15 protein-coding genes are annotated in these 21,227 nt (G+C 73.3%); 5 read left to right on the top strand and 10 right to left on the bottom strand.

Features of this window, described 5'->3' with window-relative positions; translation table 11 throughout:
* The first annotated feature begins 1 nt into the window (after position 1).
* Positions 2–1,138, top strand: coding sequence for a glycosyltransferase family 2 protein (locus ACILRH_RS11295; protein WP_395693313.1), 1,137 nt, complete (start codon positions 2–4; stop codon positions 1,136–1,138).
* Here ACILRH_RS11295 and ACILRH_RS11290 read toward each other — a convergent pair.
* From ACILRH_RS11290 to ACILRH_RS11265, 6 genes are read right to left on the bottom strand one after another with little or no spacing between them, the layout of a single operon-like run.
* Positions 1,110–2,249 (bottom strand): DUF6270 domain-containing protein, encoded by a 1,140-nt coding sequence (locus tag ACILRH_RS11290; protein WP_395693311.1) that lies wholly within the window; start codon positions 2,247–2,249, stop codon positions 1,110–1,112. The genes ACILRH_RS11295 and ACILRH_RS11290 overlap by 29 nt on opposite strands.
* Positions 2,246–3,079 carry a CDP-glycerol glycerophosphotransferase family protein gene (locus ACILRH_RS11285; protein WP_395693585.1) on the bottom strand — a complete coding sequence of 278 codons (834 nt, stop codon included), beginning with the start codon at positions 3,077–3,079 and terminating at the stop codon, positions 2,246–2,248. The genes ACILRH_RS11290 and ACILRH_RS11285 overlap by 4 nt, the downstream gene beginning before the upstream one ends.
* Positions 3,027–4,775, bottom strand: a complete 1,749-nt coding sequence (locus ACILRH_RS11280; protein WP_395693309.1) for a glycosyltransferase — start codon at positions 4,773–4,775, stop codon at positions 3,027–3,029. Before ACILRH_RS11280 ends, ACILRH_RS11285 begins: the two co-directional genes overlap by 53 nt.
* Positions 4,772–7,411 (bottom strand): glycosyltransferase, encoded by a 2,640-nt coding sequence (locus tag ACILRH_RS11275; protein WP_395693307.1) that lies wholly within the window; start codon positions 7,409–7,411, stop codon positions 4,772–4,774. Before ACILRH_RS11275 ends, ACILRH_RS11280 begins: the two co-directional genes overlap by 4 nt.
* A gap of 42 nt (positions 7,412–7,453) precedes the next feature.
* Complete coding sequence (locus tag ACILRH_RS11270) at positions 7,454–9,523, bottom strand: acyltransferase family protein (protein ID WP_395693305.1); 2,070 nt, start codon at positions 9,521–9,523, stop codon at positions 7,454–7,456.
* On the bottom strand, positions 9,520–10,770 hold the full coding sequence (locus tag ACILRH_RS11265; protein WP_395693303.1) for a hypothetical protein: 1,251 nt from the start codon (positions 10,768–10,770) through the stop codon (positions 9,520–9,522). Before ACILRH_RS11265 ends, ACILRH_RS11270 begins: the two co-directional genes overlap by 4 nt.
* A 112-nt stretch (positions 10,771–10,882) precedes the next feature.
* Here ACILRH_RS11265 and ACILRH_RS11260 point away from each other — a divergent pair, with 112 nt between their 5' ends.
* Together ACILRH_RS11260 and ACILRH_RS11255 are read left to right on the top strand one after the other, a co-directional pair.
* Entirely contained in the window at positions 10,883–11,755 is an 873-nt protein-coding gene (locus tag ACILRH_RS11260; RefSeq protein ID WP_395693301.1) for an FkbM family methyltransferase, read from the top strand.
* A gap of 317 nt (positions 11,756–12,072) precedes the next feature.
* Positions 12,073–14,649: an ATP-dependent Clp protease ATP-binding subunit gene (locus ACILRH_RS11255; protein WP_395693300.1), complete on the top strand. Its 2,577-nt coding sequence runs from the start codon at positions 12,073–12,075 to the stop codon at positions 14,647–14,649.
* Positions 14,650–14,800: 151 nt separating this feature from the next.
* Here ACILRH_RS11255 and ACILRH_RS11250 read toward each other — a convergent pair whose 3' ends face one another.
* Complete coding sequence (locus tag ACILRH_RS11250; protein WP_395693299.1) at positions 14,801–15,679, bottom strand: A/G-specific adenine glycosylase; 879 nt, start codon at positions 15,677–15,679, stop codon at positions 14,801–14,803.
* 66 nt (positions 15,680–15,745) lie between these two features.
* On the opposite strand from ACILRH_RS11250, the gene ACILRH_RS11245 reads away from it, so the two are divergent.
* The gene (locus ACILRH_RS11245; RefSeq protein WP_395693298.1) at positions 15,746–16,570 is read left to right on the top strand and encodes a hypothetical protein; all 825 of its coding nucleotides are present in this window, start codon (positions 15,746–15,748) and stop codon (positions 16,568–16,570) included.
* A gap of 94 nt (positions 16,571–16,664) precedes the next feature.
* On the opposite strand, the gene disA is transcribed toward ACILRH_RS11245, so the two are convergent.
* Positions 16,665–17,747, bottom strand: a complete 1,083-nt coding sequence (gene disA, locus ACILRH_RS11240; RefSeq protein ID WP_395693296.1) for a DNA integrity scanning diadenylate cyclase DisA — start codon at positions 17,745–17,747, stop codon at positions 16,665–16,667.
* A gap of 68 nt (positions 17,748–17,815) precedes the next feature.
* The gene (gene radA / locus ACILRH_RS11235; protein ID WP_395693294.1) at positions 17,816–19,237 is read right to left on the bottom strand and encodes a DNA repair protein RadA; all 1,422 of its coding nucleotides are present in this window, start codon (positions 19,235–19,237) and stop codon (positions 17,816–17,818) included.
* 124 nt (positions 19,238–19,361) lie between these two features.
* On the opposite strand from radA, the gene ACILRH_RS11230 reads away from it, so the two are divergent.
* Positions 19,362–20,417: a LacI family DNA-binding transcriptional regulator gene (locus ACILRH_RS11230; RefSeq protein WP_395693292.1), complete on the top strand. Its 1,056-nt coding sequence runs from the start codon at positions 19,362–19,364 to the stop codon at positions 20,415–20,417.
* On the opposite strand, the gene ACILRH_RS11225 is transcribed toward ACILRH_RS11230, so the two are convergent.
* Positions 20,414–21,202: a potassium channel family protein gene (locus ACILRH_RS11225; RefSeq protein ID WP_395693290.1), complete on the bottom strand. Its 789-nt coding sequence runs from the start codon at positions 21,200–21,202 to the stop codon at positions 20,414–20,416. The two genes, ACILRH_RS11230 and ACILRH_RS11225, sit on opposite strands and share 4 nt — an antisense overlap.
* Positions 21,203–21,227 lie beyond the last annotated feature (25 nt).

The following is a 21,227-nucleotide window of genomic DNA, read 5'->3' as shown; positions in this document are numbered from 1 at the left end:
CGTGCGCGGGTCCCGGGCGGCCCGCTGGGCGCCCTGGCGTCGGCAGGGCTCGCGCCTGAGCGTGGTGATCCCGCTGTTCAACGTCGAGTCCACGCTCGCCGCCTGCCTCGACTCGGTGCTCGCCCAGCCGGTCCGCGACCTCGAGGTCGTGGTGGTCGACGACGGCTCGACCGACGGGTCCACGGCGATCGCACGGGAGTACGCCGACCGGCGCCCCGAGGTCACCCTGCACGTGCAGACCAACCACGGCGTCTCCTACGCGCGCAACCTCGGCGTCGAGCGCTGCACCGGAGACCTGGTCACCTTCGTCGATCCCGACGACCTGGTGCCCCGCGACGGGTTCGGCCCGATGCTGCGTGCCCTGGCCCGCACCGGCTCCGACGTCGCGGTCGGGTCGATGGTGCGGGTCGACGCCGCCGGCCGGCGTACCCAGCCGCCGCTGCTCAAGCGCAACCACGCGCAGGAGCGGCTGGCGGTCACGATCGACGATGTCCCGCTGCTGGTCGCCGACGCGTTCGCGTGCAACAAGGTCTTCCGGGTCGACTTCTGGCGCCGGGAGGGCCTGGGGTTCCCCCTCGGCGTCCGTTACGAGGACCAGGTGCTGTGCACGGCGGCGTTCCTCGCCGCGTCGTCGATCGACGTGCTCACCGACGTCGTCTACGAGTGGCACATCCGTGACGACCTGTCCTCGGCCACCCAGGTGCGGGGGCACCTGCAGAACCTCGAGGACCGCATCGTCACCAAGCACATGACGATCGACCTGGTCCGCGCCCATGGCAACCCGGCGCTGTGGGACGTCCTGCACCGCGAGGTGCTGCCGATCGACATGTGGGAGCACTTCCGCGCCGCCGTGTCGCCCAGCACGGCCGAGCCGGACCGCTACTGGACGACGCTGCGCACCGGCCTGCTGGGCATCTGGAACGACGACACGCTGCCGTTCGAGCAGACGGCGGTGCCGCCCGGCCAGCGGCTGATGGGGTGGCTGGTCGCCCAGGACCGGCGCGCCGACCTGGCCCGCCTGGTCGCCCGGATCGACGGGCCCGGGGTGCCGGTCGAGGACGGTCGCTACCTGCACCCCTGGCTCGAGGAGCCGGGCGTGCCGGAGGTGCTCAGCCGGGTGGCTCCGCCGCCGGCGTGACCCGCTCGCGGGCCTCCTGGGCCTCCTCGGCCTCCCGGACCGCCCGGATCCACGAGATCCGCTCGTCCGCGGACTCCGGCAGCTGCGCCACCCGGGTCCAGGCGTCCTCGTCGAGGTCGCCGCGAAGCGACTCCAGGAGCCGTCGGTCGGCGCTCAGCCCCGCGTCGCGGGGCGACCGCCCGAGCAGCCGGCGCCACCGCGGTGCCGCTGCCTCCTCCTCGGGCGGTGCCGCGCCGAGCTCGACCTGGATCCGCCGGGCCGAGGCCTCCGCGACCGCGTCCACCCGGGCGGCGAGCTCGGCGGGCAGCTGCTCGCGGAGCACCACCCGGTGCAGCTCGGCCTGGAAGCGCCGGTAGTAGTCCATCGTGTAGTGCACCTCGAAGGGCCCCCACGGGTGGTCCGCGAAGGTGGCGAACCGCTCGCGCGACAGGTCGACGTGGTCCCAGCCGTACGCCGTCCGCGCGTGCTCGTTGAGCCGGGCCCAGAAGCGGTTGCCCCGCCGGATCCCCACCCGGGCCGGCTTGCCCTTGCGCCCTGGGGGACCGAGCGGGGTCGGCACGTCCTGGCCGGCCCGCAGCACGTCGACGGCGTTGAAGCCGCAGTGCACGACGACCCGGCTGTCGGGGCAGTGCTCGGCGACGTGGGCGGCGAACCGGTCCATCGCCTCGGTCCACAGCGCGAAGTAGGCGTCGGGGTCGTCCTGCCACCGCACCGCCACCGTGCCGGGGTCGGCCATCAGCCGGCCGTAGAGGTCCGTCTTGCGCAGCCGCCAGCGGTTGTCGGTCACGTAGCGGCCGTCGGGCATCTGCAGCACACCGAAGTGGACGTCGCCGAAGAAGTCCAGCACCACGAGGTCGGGCCGCTCGGCGGGCAGCAGCGTGAGGATCTCGCGGGAGAGGTCCGACGCGACGTTCCACCGGCCGTAGGGCTTCATCTCGGCCAGCGGCTCCCACGGCTCGTCGACGGGCGGCGACATCAGGGCGATCATCGAGCTCTGGTTGGTCGTCGGGCCGACGGCGTACCACTGCTTGTAGTCGGGGTTGAAGCGCCGGTTGAAGTTGTCGCGCGTGATGCAGCTGCCGAGGACGGCGACGGTGGTCAGGTCGGTCATGGCACGGTCACCGTCGGGGAGGTCGGAGGGGTGGGCGTGGGGACGGGGGGCAGGTCGGAGCGCAGCCGCTCGGTCTCCAGGACGCGGGCGACGACGCGGGCGCAGCACCGGCCGTCGCGCTCGGGGAAGGTGGCGTCGATGCGGGCCTGGTAGGTCGGCTGCGGGGCGGGTCCGTGGGCGAGGGCCTCGAGGGTGGCGGCGACGGCGTCGTCGCGGGTGCCGGTGACCGGGCCGAACCCGTCGCGGCCGTAGTCGAAGTAGCTCGGCCGCCCGGTGTGCCCGCCGCCCAGGACGGACTCGGTGTCGAACTGGTAGTAGACGACCGGTCGCTCGAGGTAGGCGGCGTTGAAGGCGATCGAGGAGAAGTCGGTGACCACGACGCGGGCGCGGGCGAACAGCTCCTGGGGGTCGTGGCCCTCGTAGGTCAGCGGGTGCACGTGGGCGGGCAGGTCCATCAGGGGCAGCCAGGGCTGCAGGATCGGGTGGGGGAGGAAGCCCAGGGTGACGCCGTGCTCGGCGCAGGCGGCCGCCAGCCGCTCGTCGGCCAGGTAGGCCAGCCAGGTGCGCACGAACTCCGTCCGCAGCAGCTCCTCGTCCGCCACCCGCTTCTGGGTGCCCGGGACGACCGGGGGGACCAGGTTGTCGCGCCAGGTGGGGGTGACCAGGACCAGGTCGCGGCGCTCGGGCGGGAACCGCAGCCCGACCTCGCGGAGCCGGTCGAACCGCGGCAGCCCGGTCATCGCGACCTCGCGGGTGGTGAACTTGTACGGCGTGTGGTCACCCGCGATCGAGGCCAGCTCGCGCGGGGTGCTGACCACGAACGTGTCCATGGTCTTGGTGTTGAGCCACTTGGAGATGTCGTCCTTGATGACGCCGTGCTGCAGGAAGTGGAACCGCCACCTCGGGGTCGTGAACTCGTGGATCGGCTCGGGGGTCACCACCGGACCGTCGGCGTGGGAGGAGAGCAGGTGCGTGGCGTGGGCCATCAGCAGGCGCCACTGCAGCGACCCGTGGGCGACCAGGCGGTCGGCGTGCCCGGCGGCCTTGAACCGGGTCCACTCCGGTCCGCCCTTCTCCAGCACGAACCAGGTCCATCAGCACCCACGCGCCGGCGTACCGCTCGGCGACCCTCGGCTTGTCGCGCAGCCGCAGCGCGCGGCGGCCCAACCTGGACTCCGGGGTGCGCTCGCGCAGGTGGGCGGGGACCTGGTCGCGGCGGTGGGCCGACTCGGGGTTGAGCCACCAGCGGATCTGGCCCGGCTGGGCGACCTTGGAGGGGCCGGGGGGACGCTCGTAGACGACGTCGGTGGCGACGCCGTCGAGGTCGACGGTCAGCGTCTTGTCGGCCGGCAGCCAGACGATGCGCTCGTGCAGCAGCGCCCGGCCGTAGTAGGTCAGGTCGCGGACCTTGGCGTGCAGCGGGGTGATCGGGGTGCCGTTGGCCGACCACGTCTCGGCCGGCAGGTCCCCGGTGAAGAAGTACGACGCCCGCACCAGCTCCTGCGTCACGTCGAGCTGGCCCAGCTGGACCCGGGCCTCCCGCCACGGGGCGGCGGCGTACCCGTGCGCGAGCACCAGGCCGGCCGTCGGCGGGCGGTAGGGCGGGAGGTACGGCAGGGCCGCCTCGGGATCGAACGACGACAGCAGGGCGGCGGCGGTCCGGTGCACCGCGGCGGCGGCCTCCCCGTCGACCGGGCGGCCCTCGCCGGCCTCGGAGTCGGTCCGCGCGAAGCAGGGCACCAGGTCGTGCAGCAGCAGGGTCGCCAGCCACCCCGGCACCCGGCCGTGGCGGGCCCGGGCCCGCTCGACGACGTCGAGGTGCCCCGGTCCGGGCAGACCGGGCCCGTCGCCCCGGCTCGCGTCGGCACGGACGCGGCGCCGGTAGCGAGCCGTCGCGAGGAACCCGACGCGAGGACGGGCGCTCTCGAGGAGGTAGCAGCAGCTGAAGTGCGGGTCGTCGAAGGCGGCCAGGCCGGGGTCGAACGCGAGGCCGGCCTCGCGGACCCAGTCCAGGCGGAAGAAGCTCGAGGCCGGGTGCCCGTGGAACCGGTCGGGGTGGTCGGCCAGGTCCACGGAGGGGCTGCCGCGGAACATCCACCGCAGCGGGTGGTCGTCGCGGACCTGACCGGTGCCCTCGTGCCACGTCACCTGCTTGCAGGCGACCAGGTCGGCATCGGGGTGGGCGTCCAGGAACTCGCCGACCGCGGCGAGGTAGCCGGGCGCCAGCGCGTCGTCGGGATCGGGGAACGAGATCCACTCGCCACGCGCCGCCGCGATCCCGGCGTTGCGCGCCGCGGCCCTGGTCGTCGCGGCGGGGTCGGGTCGCAGCACCCGCACGGTGCCGGGCCGGCGTCGTGCCCACTCGGCCAGGGTCGGGTGCTCCCGGCCGGGGGGCGTGGCGTCCACCAGCACGACCTCGACGTCGTCGAGCCCCGACGACTGCGCCTCGACCGACGCCTCGAGGTCGGCGAGGGGTGTGCCGTCCTCGAGCACCGCGCACACCAGGGTGAGGCGGGGCGCGGTCACGGTGCCTCCGCCAGGGCCGCCGCGTCGGTCGCCGACGGCGTGGGGACGGGGGGCAGGTCCGAGCGCAGCCGCTCGGTCTCCAGGACGCGGGCGACGACGCGAGCGCAGCACCGGCCGTCGCGCTCGGGGAAGGTGGCGTCGATGCGGGCCTGGTAGGCCGGCTGCGGGGCGGGTCCGTGGGCGAGGGCCTCGATGGTGGCGGCGACGGCGTCTTCGCGGGTGCCGGTGACCGGGCCGAACCCGTCGCGGCCGTAGTCGAAGTAGCCGGGACGGCCGACGTGGGCACCGCTGGCCATGACCTCGGCGTCGAACTGGTAGTAGACGACCGGTCGCTCGAGGTAGGCGGCGTTGAAGGCGATCGAGGAGAAGTCGGTGACCAGGACGCGGGCGCGGGCGAACAGCTCCTGGGGGTCGTGGCCCTCGTAGGTCAGTGGCCGCACGTGGGCGGGCAGGTCCATCATCGGCAGCAGCGGCTGCAGGTTGGGGTGGGGGAGGAACCCGAGGGTGACGCCGTGCTCGGCGCAGGCGGCGGCCAGCCGCTCGTCGGCCAGGTAGGCCAGCCACGTCCGGACCAGGTCGGAGCCCAGCACGGAGCGGTCGACCGGACGCCGCTGGGACCCGGGCAGCATCGGCGGCAGCAACGAGTTGCGCCAGGTGGGGGTGACCAGGACCAGGTCGCGGCGCTCGGGCGGGAACCGCAGCCCGACCTCGCGGAGCCGGTCGAAGCGCGGCAGCCCGGTCATCGCGACCTCGCGGGTGGTGAACTTGTACGGCGTGTGGTCACCCGCGATCGAGGCCAGCTCGCGCGGGGTGCTGACCACGAACGTCTCGAGCCGCTTGGGGTCCAGCCAGCCCGAGATGTCGTCCTTGATGACGCCGTGCTGCAGGAAGTGGAACCGCCACCCGGGCGCGGTGAACTCGGCGATCTCCTCGGGCTGGGCGAGCACGTTCTCGGCGTGGGAGGAGAGCAGGTGCGTGGCGTGGGCCATCAGCAGGCGCCACTGCAGCGACCCGTGGGCGACCAGGCGGTCGGCGTGCCCGGCGGCCTTGAACCGGGTCCACTCCGGTCCGCCCTTCTCCAGCACGAACCAGGCGTTGATCTCGGGGTGGTGCTCGCGCAGGTGGCGGAACAGGATCTCGCCGGAGTCGTTGGCGTCGTGGACGCGGTCCATCAGCACCCACGCGCCGGCGTACCGCTCGCGCACCTGCGGCTTGTCCTTGAGAGCGGCGGCGCGGCGCCCGAGCCGGGTGGTGGGCGTGCGGATGCGCAGGTGTCGCGGCACCAGCTGGCGGTGGTGCTCGGACTCGGGGTTGAGCCACCAGCGGATCTGGCCGGGCTGGGCGACCTTGGTGGGGCCGTACGGCCGCTGGTAGACGACGTCGGTGGCGACGCCGTCGAGGTCGACGGTCAGGGTCTTGTCGGCCGGCAGCCACACGATGCGCTCGTGCAGCAGCGCCCGGCCGTAGTAGGTCAGGTCGCGGACCTTGGCGTGCAGCGGGGCGATCGGGGTGCCGTTGGCCGACCACCGCTCGGCGGGCAGCTCGCCGGTGAAGAAGTACGACGCCCGCACGAGCTCCTGCGCGACGTCGAGCGAGCCGAGCACGACGAAGGGGTCGTGCCACGCGTCGGGGCGGTAGGAGTGCTCCATCACCAGCCGGGCGCGCAGCGGGACGGTCGGTGGGACGAACGGCATCCCTGCATCGACGTCGAGCCGGGTCAGGATGTCGGTCGCGAGGCGGTGGAAGCTCTCGGTGAGCGGGCCCGACGTGGGCCGGCCGGGCTTGGCCTGGGAGTCCGTGGCCGCGAAGTACCAGTGCAGGTCGTAGAGCAGGCAGGTCGCGAGCCAGCCCGGGGTCTGCCCGTAGCGCGCGACCGCCCTGTCGACGACGTCGAGGTAGCCGTGCTCGGGGACGACCGTGTAGCGACCGGGGTGGCGCACGGAGGTCTGGAGGGTCGACGTCCCGTCGGCGCGGACGCGGTAGCGGTAGCGCGCGCCCTCCAGGAAGGCGACCCGGGGGTGGGCGGTCTCCAGGAGGTAGCAGCAGTTGAAGTGCCCGTCCTCGAAGTTGGGGCGCAGGCGGGGGTCGAACGCGAGGCCGGCCTCGCGGATCCGGTCGAGGCGGAAGAAGCTCGAGGCGGAGTGTCCGTGGAACCGGTCGGGGTTGTCGGCCAGGTCGACGTAGGGGCTGCCGCGGAACATCGACCGCAGCGCGTGGTCGTCGCGGACCTGACCGGTGCCCTCGTGCCACATCAGCCGCCGACAGGCGACCAGGTCGGCGTCCGGGTGCGCGTCGAGGAACTCGCCGACGGTGGCGAGGTAGCCCGGGGCCAGGGCGTCGTCGGGGTCCGGGAACGAGATCCACTCGCCCCGCGCCGCCGCGATGCCGGCGTTGCGCGCCGCGCCCTGGCCGGCGTTCTCCTGGTGCAGCACCCGCACCGTCCCGGGGCGGCGCTCCGCCCAGTCGTTGAGGACCTGCGGCGAGTGGTCGGTCGACCCGTCGTCGACCATGACGACCTCCACGTCGTCCAGGCCCGACGACTGCGCCTCGACCGACGCGATGAAGTCCGGGAGGAACCGGCCGACGTCGTACACCGCGCAGACCAGGCTGAAGCGGGGCCGTGCGGGGGCGCTCATGGACCTGGCTCTCTCATCGACGACGTGCTCCCGCCCATTGCATCACGACAGGGCCTGCTGGACCGCGGGTTCCAGGTAGGGCCCGAGCGTGTGGGAGTAGGTCGCGGTCATGTGCGTGCCGTCGAAGTAGGTGATCACCCCGCCGTTGACGACGTGGCACTCGACCGGCTCGCAGAGGTGGTCGGTCATGTCCACCGCGGTGAGGTCGGGGTCGTCCACCCGGTCGACCACCTCCAGCACCGGGTCGTCGGGGACCCACTCCTCGCGGGTGCCGTCACACTCCTCGTAGTCGTCCTCGTGCTCGGCGACGCAGGACGGGACGGGGAAGCCCGGAGCGGGCGTGTCGCGGACCGCCAGCACGTGCAGGCCGGCGTCGAGGAACGCGGCGACCGACTTCGTCAGACCCTCGACGTACGCGTCGTGGGAGGAGTGCAGGCCGTAGCCGACCGCGGGCACCGACACCCGGTTGGCCATCAGCACCAGGTCGGGCTTCTCGGCGACGACGGTGGCGATCGTGCGGCGCACCCAGGCCGCGCAGTTCGTGGTCCCGCCGGCGACCGTGAACGACTGCGGGACGTCGGCGGTGGCGCACTGGGACGCGAGGTGGGTGACGATCCGGTAGTGGTGCTGGTGGGCGATCACCTGCAGGGCCGGCAGCCACTGGGCCGCGTGCGAGTTGCCGATCAGCGCGATCGTGACCGGCGACCGCCGGGCGCCGAAGGTGCACGTGGTCCGCTCGGGGAACGCGGGCGGGTGCGACATGCACTGCCGCCCGCCGACGTCGGGATAGATGTCGGAGTAGTCGACGGCGGCCAGCTCGGGGGAGGGGACGACGTCCGGGTAGGGGACCCGGGGGCACGAGACGCCCGGGTCGAGCGCCGCCGCCCCGAAGCACGGGCCGCCCTTCCGCATCGCCTGGACCAGGCGGGCGCGCGCCTGGTCGTCGGCGCGGTGCACCTCGATCACCTGGACGGTCGCCAGGCCGACGACGACCGCCATGCCGGCGGCCAGCACCCACGTCGGCCGGAACCGGTCGCCGGTCTGGCGGCTGCGCCACGGCTGCTCGAGCCACCGCTCGGTGACGCCGGCGAGCACCAGGGTGGCCACGAGGGCGACGGTCAGGCCGCCGAGCCCGAGCTCGTGCCCGAGGGCGTAGGGCAGCAGCACGATCAGCGGCCAGTGCCACAGGTAGACCGAGTAGGACACCTTCCCGAGCCACTGCACCGGTGGCACGGCGAGGACCCGGTCCAGCAGCCCCCGGTCGGGGTCGGACGGTGCCGCGAAGATGAGCAGCACCGCGCCGCCCACGGGCAGCGCGGCCCGGTAGCCGGGGAAGTCCACGCCGGTGAGGCGGAACGCCGCGAGGAGCACGAGCCCGAGCCCGACGTACCCCAGCACGGTGCGCCACAGGTCCGCCGCCCGGTGCCCCGGCCGCTCGTTGACGGCGAGCGCGAGGAGGCCGCCGGCGCCGAGCTCCCAGATCCGGGTCGGCGTGACGAAGTACGCCGCCGCGGGGTCGGCGGCCGTCTTGGTGACCGACCAGACGAACGAGGCGGCGACCACGAGCCCCAGCGACGCGGCCAGGGCGCCGCGCAGCGAGAGTCCCAGGCGGCGGGCGACGATCGTCGTCCCCCCGACCAGGAGCGGCCAGAACAGGTAGAACTGCTCCTCGACCGACAGCGACCAGTAGTGCTGGACGGCGCTCGGGTTGCTGTCCAGCGCCAGGTAGTCGACCGCCCGGGCCGCCAGCACCCAGTTCAGCACGTAGAGCGCCGCGGCCCGGGCCTCGATCGCGTTGGTCTCCCACTCCGTCGCGGGGGCGACGAGGCGGACGGCGACCAGCGTGACGGCCAGCACCAGGAGCGCCGCAGGCAGGAGGCGCCGGGCGCGCCGGCGCCAGAAGTTCCCGAAGTCGGCCGGCCGGGTCGGCGGCCGCCGCAGCAGGTGCGCGGTGATCAGGAACCCGGAGATCACGAAGAAGACGTCGACCCCGGCGAAGCCGCCGGGCAGGGCGGCCGGGTGCAGGTGGTAGACGACCACCATGGCGACCGCGACGGCACGCAGAGCCTGGATGTCGGTGCGCAGCGCGGGCTTCGGGCTGGTCGAGCTCACCGGTCGCGGGTGCTCGACTCGCGGGTGGCGGACGCCGTCCGGTCGCGACCGCCGAGACCGACCTTGCGGCGGGCGCGGGAGGCGAGCTCGGAGGCGAGCTCGGAGGCCGGCACGCCGTCCAGCCCGGCAGGCGGGCGGTCCGCGCCCTTCGCCAGGCGCCGGACCTGCCGCTCGGCGCGGTCCGCACGTCGCTGGGTCTTGCGCAGCCGCCGTTGGGCGGCCAGCATCACGCCGGCCAGCGCCTCGGCGGCCAGGTCGACCGGGACCTCGTCGATCGGCTGCGGCTCGGCGGGCGCCGGGACGCGCCGCAGGTCGTCGAGGTCACCGATGACCGTGACGCCGCTCGCGTCCAGCCGCTCGATCATCGCAGCGGCCTCCGCGGCCGCCTGCTCGGTCGCCCAGGCGGGCAGCGCGGACCGTGCCTCGTCGCGCGGCACCGTCCGGTGGTCGAGGAGTCGGCGGGCGTAGCCCATCCGGAAGAACAGCGAGAACTCCTCCCACCGCAGCTCGGGCTTGACCAGCTCGGTCGCCCGGCGCAGGAGCTCGGCCTCGGGGGCGGTGAGGCTGCGGTTCTGGCTGGGTGGCGCGACGCTGCTCAGCAGGCCCGCGGGCAGTCCGAGCAGCTGCTCGAACGTGGTGGGGAGCAGGGTCCGGTCGGACTCGTCGATCACGACGACGCGGAGCCGGTCGACGCCCACGAGCGGGGCCCAGTCCTCCACCTGGTTCGCGGCGTCGGCCCACGACCAGAACCCGGACGTGGCGTGCCCCGGCCGGTCACGCTCGAAGCCGCGGCGCAGGAACTCCTCGAGCCGGCCGGTCTTGCCGTCGCGCAGGACCTGCTGCCACGTGGAGAGGACGATCGAGCCCGGGTTGCGGGCGGCCACCAGGATGTGGAGGCGGTCCGCGCCGAGGTCCTCGACGACTCGGGCGCGCTGCTCGGCGTCGGCGAGCGCGAAGAACTCGCTGCTGAGCACCACCCGGCCCGGGGCGGCGTGGACGCTCTCGACGAGGTCGCGCCACCGGCTCTGGTCGGGCAGCGGCGCGCTGTCGTAGAGCCACCCGGCGGGGCGGTTGAGCACCGCGCGCGCCTCGTCGGCGTGCGACCAGGAGGTCCCCGGGTAGAGCACCCCGTGCTCGGCCATCTGCTCGCGGGCCGTCGTCAAGATGCCCTGGATCGCCGTCGTGCCGGTCTTGTGCGGACCGATGTGCAGCAGGACGGCGTGCTCGGGGACGGGTACGACGGACACGTCGGCATGCTAACGAGCGTGCCGCCGCCCCACCTATTCGCGCCGCGAGGTCCGCCGCCCGTCCGCCGCCCGTCCCCCGCCCGCCGCGGTCCGGTGCACTACCGTGGCCAGCGTGTCGTCCCTGGATCGCATGAAGAGGCTGACCCGCCGCCGGTCGGCCGCTGCATCGCCGAGCGCCGCAGCAGAGTCGGCGCCGGCTCCGGCGCAGCCGGGGGCTCCGGGCGACGCCGCCCGCGCACTGGTCGAGCCGGCCGCGGCCGAGACGACACCGCTCTACGACAGCGACGCGGTGATCGACTGTGTGGTCGCCTACAACAAGTACGGCGGCTACGTCGTGCCCCGTCAGGCCTCGCACCGGGTGGCCGCGAAGGCGGTGATCGAGGGCGGGGTCTACGAGCCGCAGACGATCGAGCTGATCCGCGCCGAGTGCGGCGAGCACGACGTGGTCCACGCCGGCACGTTCTTCGGCGACTTCCTCCCGGGCGTCTCCTCCGGCCTCGCACCCGGTGCCCGGGTCTACGCCTTCGAGCCGAATCCCGAGAGCTACCGGTGCGCGGCCATGACCGTGGTGCTCAACGATCTCGACAACGTCGAGCTCGTCGGCGCGGGGCTCGGCGCGCAGCCCTCGCGCGCCGACCTGCTGCTGACCCAGCCCGACGGCACCTACCGGGGCGGCTCCAGCCGCTTCCTCAAGGCGTCCGACCCGCCGATGGACGGGACCACGGTCGAGGTCCCGATCACCACGGTCGACGCCATGGTGCCGGCCGACCGGCAGGTCTCGGTGCTCCAGCTCGACCTCGAGGGCTACGAGCAGCCGGCCCTCGACGGGGCGATGGAGACCATCCGGCGCTGCCGGCCGCTCATCGTGCTCGAGTCGCTCCCCGAGGCGGACTGGATCGCCGCCCACCTGCGGCCGCTCGGCTACCGGCGGGCCGGGCGGGTGCACTACAACACCGTCTTCCGTCCCTCGGCGCCACCCGACTGAGCTGGTCTCGATACAGCCGGTCGCGGCCTCCTTCGTCGCCTCGCGCGGCCACTCGACCTGACCGAGCCCACGCGCCGGGTTCGTCCCTCACCCGGCACTGCCCGGTCATGTCTCGATACAGCCGGTCGCGGCCTCCTTCGTCGCCTCGCGCGGCCACTCGACCTGACCGAGCCCACGCGCCGGGTTCGTCCCTCACCCGGCACTGCCCGGTCATGTTCGCTCTCAGCGGACGCCCTGGGGTGGTCGCCGGGAACGCGTAGGCTGTGCGTGGGGTTGGACACGTCGTCCGCCCCACCGAAGCTTCAGGAGAGATGCGCATGTTCGAGCGGTTCACTGACCGAGCCCGCCGGGTGGTCGTGCTGGCCCAGGAAGAGGCCCGCATGCTCTCCCACAACTACATCGGGACCGAGCACATCCTGCTCGGCCTGATCCACGAGGGCGAGGGCGTCGCGGCCAAGGCGCTCGAGAGCCTCGACATCTCGCTGGAGGCGGTCCGCGCCCAGGTCGAGGAGATCATCGGCCAGGGCCAGCAGGCCCCCAGCGGCCACATCCCCTTCACGCCGCGGGCCAAGAAGGTCCTCGAGCTCTCGCTGCGCGAGGCGCTCCAGCTCGGCCACTCCTACATCGGCACCGAGCACATCCTGCTCGGCCTGATCCGCGAGGGCGAGGGCGTGGCGGCGCAGGTGCTGCAGAAGCTCGGCGCCGACCTCAACCGGGTCCGCCAGCAGGTCATCCAGCTGCTCTCGGGCTTCCAGGGCAAGGAGTCGGCCGGTGCCGCCGCGGCGGCCGGTGCCTCCGGCAGCGACGCCCCGTCGTCCTCGTTGGTGCTCGACCAGTTCGGTCGCAACCTCACCCAGGACGCCCGCGAGGGCAAGCTGGACCCGGTCATCGGCCGGGAGCAGGAGATCGAGCGGGTCATGCAGATCCTGTCCCGCCGCACCAAGAACAACCCGGTCCTCATCGGCGAGCCCGGCGTCGGCAAGACGACCATCGTCGAGGGGCTCGCCCAGGACATCGTCAAGGGCAACGTGCCCGAGACGCTCAAGGACAAGCAGATCTACACCCTCGACCTCGGCGCGCTGGTGGCCGGCTCGCGCTACCGCGGTGACTTCGAGGAGCGGCTGAAGAAGGTCCTCAAGGAGATCCGCACCCGCGGCGACATCGTGCTGTTCATCGACGAGATCCACACCCTCGTCGGCGCCGGCGCCGCCGAGGGCGCGATCGACGCGGCGAGCATCCTCAAGCCGATGCTGGCCCGCGGCGAGCTGCAGACCATCGGGGCGACCACGCTCGACGAGTACCGCAAGTACCTCGAGAAGGACGCCGCCCTGGAGCGGCGCTTCCAGCCGATCCAGGTCGCGGAGCCCTCGATCGCCCACACGATCGAGATGCTCAAGGGCCTGCGCGACCGCTACGAGGCGCACCACCGGGTCACCATCACCGACGAGGCGCTGGTCTCGGCGGCGACCCTGGCCGACCGCTACATCTCCGACCGCTTCCTGCCCGACAAGGCCATCGACCTGATCGACGAGGCCGGCTCCCGGCTGCGGATCCGGCGGATGACGGCCCCCTCGGACCTGCGCGAGTACGACGACAAGATCAGCGACGTGCGGCAGCGCAAGGAAGCCGCGATCGACGGACAGGACTTCGAGGCCGCCGCGCGGCTGCGCGACGAGGAGAAGCAGCTGATCCTGAAGAAGTCCGAGCGCGAGAAGCAGTGGCGCGCGGGCGACATGGACGAGGTCGCCGAGGTCGACGAGGAGCTGATCGCCGAGGTGCTGGCGGTCGCGACCGGCATCCCGATCGTCAAGCTGTCCGAGGAGGAGTCGACCCGGCTGCTCAAGATGGAGGACGAGCTGCACAAGCGGGTCATCGGGCAGGAGGAGGCCGTCAAGGCGCTCAGCCGCGCGATCCGGCGTACCCGTGCCGGCCTGAAGGACCCCAAGCGGCCCGGCGGGTCGTTCATCTTCGCCGGCCCCTCCGGCGTCGGCAAGACGTGGCTGTCCAAGACGCTCGCGGAGTTCCTCTTCGGCGACGAGGACGCGCTGATCCAGCTCGACATGTCCGAGTTCGGCGAGAAGCACACCGTCTCGCGGCTCTTCGGCTCGCCCCCGGGCTACGTGGGCTACGAGGAGGGCGGCCAGCTCACCGAGAAGGTGCGCCGCAAGCCGTTCTCGGTCGTGCTCTTCGACGAGGTCGAGAAGGCCCACCCCGACATCTTCAACAGCCTGCTGCAGATCCTGGAGGAGGGTCGCCTGACCGACTCCCAGGGCCGGGTCGTGGACTTCAAGAACACCGTGATCATCATGACCACCAACCTCGGCACGCGGGACATCGCCAAGGGCATCAACCTCGGCTTCCAGCAGAGCGGCGACGCCGCCGGCTCGTACGAGCGGATGAAGAGCAAGGTGTCGGAGGAGCTCAAGCAGCACTTCCGCCCCGAGTTCCTCAACCGGGTCGACGAGATCATCGTGTTCCCGCCGCTGTCGCAGGAGCAGATCGTCGCCATGGTCGACAACATGATCGCTTCCGTCGAGCTGCGGATGAAGGACCGCGACATGCGGATCGAGCTGACCCAGGCCGCGAAGAACCTGCTCGCCGACCGGGGCTTCGACCCGGTCCTGGGTGCCCGCCCGCTGCGCCGCACGATCCAGCGGGAGATCGAGGACGTGCTCGCCGAGAAGATGCTCTACGGCGAGGTCGGCCCCGGCCAGATCGTCCTGGTCGACGTCGAGGGCGAGGGCCCGACCGCGTCGTTCACCTTCCACGGCCAGAAGGTCGGGGACCTGCCCGACCTGCCGCCGTTCGAGCCCGTCGAGGTCGGCGGCGCGGAGGCGCTGGAGGGCCCGGACGACTCCGACAGCGGCTCGGACGTCCCGAAGTCCCTCGACTGACGCACACGACACGAACGGCCCGCCCCCTCCTCGGGGCGGGCCGTTCGCGCGTCCCGGCAGCGGCGTGAGCGTTCAATTGTTGGGAGATTGCCCGGGTTTCGGTGGCGAGCCGGTACATCTGCCAGCAATTGCACTCGACGGAGCGCGGTGGTCACGGCAGGGCGTAGGTCTCCGGGCCGGCCGGGACGACCAGCCCGTCGGCGACCAGCGAGGCCAGGCAGCGGGTCCGCTGGACCTCGTCGGCCCAGGCCGCCTCGAGGGCACTGCGGTGCACGGGGCCGTCGGCGTCGCGGAGCAGCCCGAGCAGCCGACCCCGGCACTGGCGATCGGTGCCTGCCCAGGTCTGCACCTTGCGAGGTGGCCCGTCGTACGCCGGTGAGCCGGCCGCCCGCCAGGCGCACCGGTCGCGCACCGGGCAGCTCCCGCAGCGCGGGTTCGCGGCCGTGCAGACCAGGGCACCGAGCTCCATGACCGCGACCGCCCAGGTGGCCGCGGTCGCCGGGTCGTCGGGCAGCAGCCCGGCCGCGACCTCGCGCTCGGCGCGGTTGACGGAGGGGGCGGGCAGCTCGACCCCCTGCACGGCGCGGGCGAGGACCCGGCGCACGTTGGTGTCCAGCACCACGTGTCGACGACCGTAGGCGAAGCTGGCGATCGCCGCGGCGGTGTAGTCGCCCACCCCGGGCAGCGCGAGCAGCTCGTCGTACGACGACGGCACCTCGCCCCCGTGCCGCTCGACGATCGCGGTGGCGGCGGCGTGCAGGCGCAACGCCCGGCGGGGGTAGCCCAGCCGGCCCCACGCGCGCACCGCCGCCCCGCTCGGCTCGGCCGCCAGGTCGGCCGGGGTCGGCCAGCGGTCGAGCCACTGCGCGTGCACCGGCAGGACCCGCGCGACCGGCGTCTGCTGCAGCATGAACTCCGAGACCATCACCGACCACGGCGACGCCTCGGGGCGGCGCCACGGCAGGTCGCGCGCGTGCTCGTCGTACCACCCCAGGACCGGCTCGTGCAGGTCGCCGCTCACCTCAGCCATCGCGATGCCCATCCTGCCCGGTGTGGCAACGCCACCAGCAGGCACCTGCTGACTAGCGTGACCTCCATGCCAGGGCTGACCCGAGGACCGCTGCCGGCGCGCGTCTACTGGGTGCGCCGGCTGATGGTGCTCGGGACCGCCGTCCTGCTGGTCGTCGGCATCGCCCGGCTGCTCGACGGGAGCAGCGACGCGTCGGGCGGCGGCACCGCCCGTCTGGCGGCCGAGCAGTCGCCGACCACCGGCGTGTCGACCACGGGCAGCGCCTCGACGGCCACCACGCCGGCACCGACTCCTCGCAAGCACCGCACCGGCACGGTCCGCCCCACACCGACGCCGACACCCACGTCGACACCGACCCTGGCCGTCCCCCAGGGCCCCTGCGACCCGACCGACATCGCGGTCACCCCGCAGGTGTCCCGGGCCGTCGCCGGCCGCGACGTCCCGATCGTCCTGCAGCTGCGCACCATCGAGTCGCCGGCCTGCACCTGGCGCACCGGTCACCAGGAGCTGAGCGTCGACATCACCTCGGGCAAGGACGCGATCTGGTCGAGCCGCCAGTGCCCGCGGGCGATCCCGGTCGAGGACGTCGTCGTCCGCCGGGCCGTCACGACGCACGTCACCTTGACGTGGACCGACGCCCGGCGGTCGGACGACCGGTGCTCCAAGCTCGCCGGCTGGGCGATGCCGGGGTGGTACCACGTCACCGCCGCCGCCCTCGGGGGCGAGCCCTCCGACCTGCAGTTCGAGCTGACCACCCCGACGGCGGCCACCGTCACCAGGACCGCGAAGCCGACCCAGAGCCCCCACCCGACGCGCTCGCCGAGCCGGTCGCCGAGTGGCACGGCCACCACCAAGCCGAGCGGCAATCCCTCGGCGGGTCACTCGGGCTGAGGCTGCTCACCGGATCTCGATACGCCGCGTCGCGACTTCGTCCCTCAGTCGCGCCGGGCTACTCGATCACCGTTGAGCGCTCCGTGTGACTTCGTCACACGTAGCGCTCGAGGATCGTGGACTCGGCGAGGCGGGACAGGCCCTCGCGCACGCTGCGGGCGCGCAGCTCGCCGACGCCCTCGACCGCCTGGAGGTCGTCGACCCCGGCCGAGAGCAGCTTCTGCAGGGTCCCGAAGTGGTCCACGAGGCGGTCGACCACGGTGCTGGGCAGCCGGGGCACCTTGGCCAGCAGCCGGTAGCCCCGCGGGGCGACCGCGCCGTCGAGGTGCTCGCCGTTGCCGAGCCCGAGGGCGCGGGCGGCGGCGGCCGGGTCGACGAGCTCGGTCGACGACAGCGACTCGAGCCGGTTGAGCAGCGCCTCCGGGCTCTTCGAGCGGCGACCGGTCGGCAGGTAGTCGCGAATCACCAGCTCGCGCTCGGTGTCGACGCCGGTCACCAGCTCCTCCAGCTGGAGGGACAGCAGGCGTCCGTCGGTGCCGAGCTCGAGCACGTAGTCCTCGATCTCGCTGGCGATCCGGGTGACCATCTCCAGCCGCTGGGCGACCACGGCGACGTCGCGCACGGTCACCAGGTCCTCGATCTCCAGCGCCGACAGCGTGCTGGACACCTCGTCCAGCCGCAGCTTGTAGCGCTCGAGGGTCGCGAGGGCCTGGTTGGCCCGGGACAGGATCTGGCCGGAGTCCTCCAGGACGTGCCGGGTCTCCCCGACGTACGCCGCGATGATCTGCATCGACTGCGACACCGAGATGACCGGGAAGCCGGTCTGCCGCGCCACCCGGTCGGCGGTGCGGTGCCGGGTGCCGGTCTCCTCCGACGGGATCGTGTGGTCGGGCATCAGGTGCACGGCCGACCGCAGGATGCGGGTGACGTCCCGGTCGACGATGATCGCGCCGTCCATCTTGGCCAGCTCGCGCAGGCCGGTCGCGGTGAACGGCACGTCGAGGTGGAAGCCGCCGGTCGAGATCGACTCGACCACCTTGTCGTGGCCGAGCACGATGAGCGCCCCGGTGCGTCCGCGCAGGATCCGCTCGAGACCGTCGCGCAGCGGTGTGCCGGGCGCGATGGTCGCGAGGGTCGCGCGCAGGCGGAGCGTCTCGTCCGAGCGGTCGCTTGCCACGTCTGCCGTCCTCCCCGTGAGCGGCGTCCGTCCGCCGCTGGCCGCAGTCTAGAGGCTGCCCACCACCGTCACAGGTCTTCGACCGCCCGTGGGCGCTGCGGTCGGCCGGGCGAGACCAGCTGCAGCAGCCGCAGCGCGGCCCCGACGTCGGGGACGTCGAGCACGCGCATCCCGTCCACCGTCCAGGACTCCGGGGACCGGGCGCCACCGCGCCCGGCCTCGGTGGGCACCACGGCGAGCTGGAAGCCCAGCCGGGCCGCCTCCGCGAGGCGCTGCGGCAGGTCGCGCACCCGGCGCAGCTCGCCGGACAGGCCGATCTCGCCCATCGCCACGACGCCGCGCGGCGCGGGCACGCCGCGGCTCGCCGACGTCAGTGCCACGGCCACGGCCAGGTCGCTCGCCGGCTCGACGACGCGTGCCCCGCCGACGGTGGAGGCGAACACGTCGCAGGTGTGCAGCCGGACGCCACAGTGCTGCTGCAGCACCGCGAGCACCATCGCGACCCGCGAGGAGTCCAGGCCCGAGGTGGTGCGCCGCGGACGTTCGGCGGCGCTCTGGGTGACCAGCGCCTGCACCTCGGCCAGCAGCGGCCGGCGGCCCTCCATGGTGACCGCGACGCAGGTGCCCGGCACCGGCGAGTGGTGGCTGCCGACGAACAGGCCGGTCGGATCGGTGACCGCGGCGATGCCGTCGGAGGACAGGTCGAAGCACCCCACCTCGTCGACCGGGCCGAAGCGGTTCTTCATGGCCCGCACCATCCGGAACCGCGAGTCGCGGTCGCCCTCGAAGTGCAGCACGACGTCGACGACGTGCTCGAGCACCCGGGGCCCGGCGATCGAGCCGTCCTTGGTCACGTGCCCCACGAGCACCGTGGTGATGTTGCGCGTCTTGGCCACCCGCACCAGGGCGGCGGCGACCTCCTTGACCTGGGTGACCCCGCCCGGCACCCCGTCGACCCCGGTCGCGCCGATGGTCTGGACCGAGTCGACGACCAGCAGCGTGGGCCGCACCTGCTCGATGTGGGTGAGCACCGCGCCGAGGTCGGTCTCCGCCGCGAGGTAGAGCTGGTCGTGCACCCCGCCGGTGCGGTCGGCCCGCAGCCGGACCTGCGAGGCGGACTCCTCGCCGGTGACGTAGAGGGTGCGGCGCTGGTAGCGCGCGGTCTGGGCGGCCACCTCGAGCAGCAGCGTGCTCTTGCCGACGCCCGGCTCGCCCGCGAGCAGGATCACCGCCCCCGGGACGAGGCCACCGCCGAGGACCCGGTCGAGCTCGGGCACGCCGCTGGTGCGGAAGGCCGACTCCTCCACCGACACCTCGCCGATCGGCACCGCCGGCCGGCTCACCGGCGTGGCCGCCGTGCGCCCGGCCGGCGCCGCTGCCGCCTCGGCCACCGACCCCCACGCCTGACACTCCCCGCAGCGGCCCACCCACTTCGCGGTCTCCCAGCCGCACTCGGAGCAGCGGAAGGCGGCGCGCGGGGTCCTCGGCATGGCGGTCACGCTAGACCGCGGCGCCGACAGCGGCGCGTCGCGGCCGGCGGGCGGGGGCCGCAGCGCCGGTTATGGTGTCCTTGGATCGATCAAGTCGTGCCGAGTCGAGCACCAGGGGGCGGGCGTGTCCAAGGACGCCGAGCGGCCGGTCGGGCGGGCCGGCAACGGACTGCCCGTGACGCCGCCGACCCTCGCCGACGTGGCGGAGCTGGCCCGCGTCTCGCGGCAGACCGTCTCCAACGCCGTCAACAACCCCGACCTGCTGCGCGCCGACACCCTGGCCCGCGTGCTCGAGGCCATCGACGAGCTGGGCTACTCGCCCAACCGGGCCGCGCGCAACCTGCGCACCCGCGCCTCGCACCTGATCGGCATGCGCATCGGCCCGGCGCAGGAGGGCACGGCCAACGCCACCATGGACCGGTTCGTGCACTCCCTGGTGGAGACCTCGCGCGAGGCCGGCTACCACGTGCTGCTCTTCGCCGGCGACCCCCGCGACCCGCTGACGGGGTACGACGACCTGCTGCGGTCGACCGCCGTGGACGCCTTCGTCGTCACCGACACCTACCTCGGCAACCCCCAGGCCACCTGGCTGGAGGAGCGCCGGGCGCCGTTCGTCGCGTTCGGACGCCCGTGGGACAACCCCGACGCCGTGCACCCGTGGGTCGACGTCGACGGTGCGGCCGGCACGGACCTGGCGACCAGCCACCTGCTCGACCGCGGCCACACCCGGGTCGCGTGGATCGGGTGGCGCAAGGACTCCTTCATCGGGGAGGACCGGCGGTCGGGCTGGCTCCGCGCGATGCACGCCCGCGGCCTGTCCACGACCGGTCTGGCCTCGCGCGTGGAGGACACGATCGGCAGCGGCCGCGAGGCGAGCTCGGTGCTGCTCGACGAGGCCCACCCCTCGGCGTTCGTGTGCGCCTCCGACACCTTGGCCATGGGGGTGCTCCACACCCTCGCCGAGCGCGGCCTGACCCCCGGTCGGGACGTCGCCGTCGTGGGCTTCGACGACTCCCAGGTCGCGCAGGTGGTGCCCCACGGGCTCACCTCGGTGCGCCAGCCGCTGGAGGAGGTCGCGGTCGAGGTCGTCAAGGCGCTGGAGGGACTGCTGGCCCACCCGCCGGTCATCGGCTCCGGCGTGATGCTCACCCCGACCCTGACCCTGCGCGGCTCGTCCTAGTCGCCGCCCTCGCCCTCGGCAGGGCGCGCACCGAGGTCGGTGCGCAGCCGCGCGACCTCGCTGCGCAGCTCCGCCAGCTGCTGGGTGAGCTCGCGCAGCTCGTCCACCTCGGCCTCGTCGTCGGTCGGAACCATGACGCGGGACAGGATGCTGGCCAGCGACGCGATGATCCCGATGCCGGCCAGCATGACCACTGCGGCCACGATCCGACCGCCCGCGGTGACCGGGTAGTAGTCGCCGTACCCGACCGTGGTCAGCGTGACCGCGGACCACCACAACGAGTCCTCACCGGTGGTGATGTTGGCTTGGGGCGAGGCACTCTCGAACTGCAGGACGAGCACCGACGACAGCGACAGGACCAGGAAGGCCAGCAGGAACGTCACGAACCCGGCGTACTGGCCCCGGTTGGTCACGATGTCGCGCACGATCTCGCTCTTGCGCTGACCCCGGAACAGGCGGGTGATCCGGGCCAGCCGGCTCAGTCGCGCGAGCCGGAACAGGGCGGAGAACCTGAAGAACCCGAAGCTGGGGATCGACCCCAGGAGGTCCAGCCACCCACGCTCGCCGAAGAAGTAGCCACGCTTGGACGGCGCCCGGAGCAGGCGCATCGCGAAGTCACCGAGGAAGACCAGGCAGATGCCGTTGTCGTAGATGCCGAGCAGCTTCAGCGTCGGCGGCGAGAGCGGCAGCACGAGGGCGACCATGATCAACAGCGAGTAGACGGTGAGGACGAGGATGAACAGCTCGTAGGCGTTGCTCTGTCGGCCGTCCGCGCGATCCTTCATCGGTCCCTCCCGCTCCGTTCCGCAG

The organism is Nocardioides sp. (assembly GCF_044226765.1).
In the GTDB taxonomy this organism is placed as follows: Bacteria; Actinomycetota; Actinomycetes; order Propionibacteriales; family Nocardioidaceae; genus Nocardioides.
Note: the sequence above shows the minus strand (reverse complement) of the source record. Positions and strands in the feature narration are given on the sequence as shown.